Origin of the sequence: Streptomyces sp. MB09-01 (genome assembly GCF_033794505.1) — a bacterium.
In the GTDB taxonomy this organism is placed as follows: Bacteria; Actinomycetota; Actinomycetes; order Streptomycetales; family Streptomycetaceae; genus Streptomyces.
This window is the reverse complement of the sequence record NZ_JARAYQ010000512.1, coordinates 1-2,148: the sequence shown is the minus strand read 5'-3', so window position 1 is coordinate 2,148 and position 2,148 is coordinate 1. Positions and strand designations below refer to the sequence as shown.

Annotated in this window: 3 protein-coding genes; 2 read left to right on the top strand and 1 reads right to left on the bottom strand. The window is 67.7% G+C overall.

Translation table 11 applies throughout. The features are described 5' to 3' along the window. Positions 1-239 precede the first annotated feature (239 nt). Complete coding sequence (locus PV721_RS43030) at positions 240-815, top strand: Imm21 family immunity protein (RefSeq protein ID WP_319734277.1); 576 nt, start codon at positions 240-242, stop codon at positions 813-815. A 425-nt stretch (positions 816-1,240) separates the two neighbouring features. Further along, positions 1,241-1,498: a helix-turn-helix domain-containing protein gene (locus tag PV721_RS43020; protein WP_319734276.1), complete on the top strand. Its 258-nt coding sequence runs from the start codon at positions 1,241-1,243 to the stop codon at positions 1,496-1,498. An 11-nt stretch (positions 1,499-1,509) separates the two neighbouring features. Here the strand turns inward: PV721_RS43020 and PV721_RS43015 are convergent, their stop codons facing one another. Then, the gene (locus tag PV721_RS43015; RefSeq protein ID WP_319734275.1) at positions 1,510-2,133 is read right to left on the bottom strand and encodes a hypothetical protein; all 624 of its coding nucleotides are present in this window, start codon (positions 2,131-2,133) and stop codon (positions 1,510-1,512) included. Between the last annotated feature and the right edge of the window lie 15 nt (positions 2,134-2,148).

Genomic DNA, 2,148 nt, shown 5'->3' with positions numbered 1-2,148 from the left:
CCGCCGCCTCACCAGCGAGAACACCATCTCCTGGCGCGACCCGAAGAAGACCACAGAACACCCGATTCTGGGGTGAAACATCGGACGAAAACGACCTCTGAGTACCTGTTTCTGATCTCTACCGACAGCCTGATCACATGACATGAGTAGTGCTGGCTCGTCCGTGGTCGCTCACGCATGGAAGCATCGTTGGTGTCGCGCGGGATGCGTGACTCAGGGAGAGCAGCGGGAGGTGCCCCGTGGGGGCCAATATCGACGAACACGGGCGACCGTGGACGAATTCAGGCGGTGGACCGATCATCGTGGTCCCGGCAGAGGCTGCCGAGCACTGGCGGGGGACGCTGCCTCCTGTGGGCGCCGAAGTTCCTGAGGGATGGACCTGGGGCGGTGCGAACGGCCCGGAGTGCGACTATGACCGGGCATGCGATCCGCCGGTCTTCGAGGGAACGCCGTACGGTGGCTTCGGGTGGGTCGATGTCCAGGGGAAGCCGGTCCTGATCCTGGACGGTGAGGCCCTTACCTGGTTCGAGGCGGACAGCGAGGGCGGGGTGCTCGTGCGCAACTCGATCAGTGAAGCCTGTGCCGATCTGGAAAAGATTCCCGCAGAGGGCTGGCGTTCTGTCGGAGTGGACGCCATCTCGCTGACCGACGGCCGCCTTTACATGTTCGATTCGGCTTTCGAAGGAGCCGCGGACCCGGCGCAGATTTCAGCGGATGACGGGGTGGGCATCATCGCGCTCGGGGCCGGCCGCTGGCGGGTCGATTTTGCCACCAACGCGGACGAGGTGGATTTCATCCGCTTCCGTCGCGTCTGAGCCGAGCACTGCATCCCGCAGGCCGAGAGCGACTGCCGAGGCCGGAAAGGGCGCTGGTATGGACAGGCTGGTCAGGGCGTCGAGCAGGGCTTCTCCGTTCACTTGCCCGACTGGGAGTTGCTGCAGGTGAGGCGGCGGGTCATGTACGACGAACCCGACCGCGCCTTTCGGCCGGCTGACCTTCTTCACCGAGCACGGGCCTTGGCCCAGGTGGCGAGCTGGCCGACGTAGGCGGATTTGGCCCAGACGATGGTGATCTCCGGGTGCATCAGCGCAGCTGGAGGCCCTGTGCGGCCGATCGAGCGGAGCTGGCCGGCGGCGGCGCGGCGGCCCAGGAGGAGGAGCTGTGGTCGGATCAGGGTCCCCGTAACGGCGCCGATGATCGCTTCGGTCGTGTCGCGGCGGCGGAGTTTGCACCGACCTCTGTGTCCTGGCAGGTAGGGCTGTTCGCCGCCGAGACCCACCTGCACGTGGACACGGTCCGGACCTGGCGCGGCCGGTTCGCCCACGGCGAGCTGCCGGCCCTGGCCGACCGCAAGCACTCCGGGCGCCCCGCCCGTTTCACTCCTGCGCAGGTCGCCGAGGCCAAGGCACTGGCCTGCCAGCTGCCCGCCGAGACGGGCGTCCCGCTGTCGCTCTGGTCCTGTCCGGAGCTGACTGCCGAGCTGACCGCGCCCCACTGACCGGCCCCGGCTCAGGGGATGCGGAGGCTGTCGAGGAGCCGCTCTTGCATCGCCTTCAGGGCCTTTTCCTTCGCCTCGGGACCGAAAACCACAACCTGTACGAAGTGGTCGTCGTCGGCGATGAGCCGAGTAAAGCCGACCGAGGATTCATCGCCCGTCTCGGAGGTGAGACGCGCATCGAGGACGGGCCGGCCGTCCACCGTGTGCCGGCGCACGTCGCTGCTGGTCAGAGGTTCGGCGGTGTTCACCATGTACGACTCTAGGAAGCGCTGGAGATTGTCCTCCAGGGAGTAACGGTCGCCCGGCATGTCGTGGACGCTGAAAGCCGCCCCTCCGTCCGCGGTGTCCAGCCCGTACACGCGCGACTCGACGGGCTTGCCGTCGATGGAAACGCTCGCCTTTCGGACCGTGGCCTTCCCGGGGAGCTCGACGGTGATCCCACTTGGCGCATCGGTGGTCTCCACCCACTCCACGGCGGGCATCGCGGCCACGGCCGTGACGTACAGCGGCGGCACGGGTGCGGCGGCGGCCGCACCGGCGGAAGCCGGCACACCCCCCGCGGCCAGGGCCGCGGAGGCAGAAAGCAACACGAGGCGGTGCGTGCGAGAACGGTGAGTCATGCCGATCACTCCCATGAGGTGCTCGCCGAC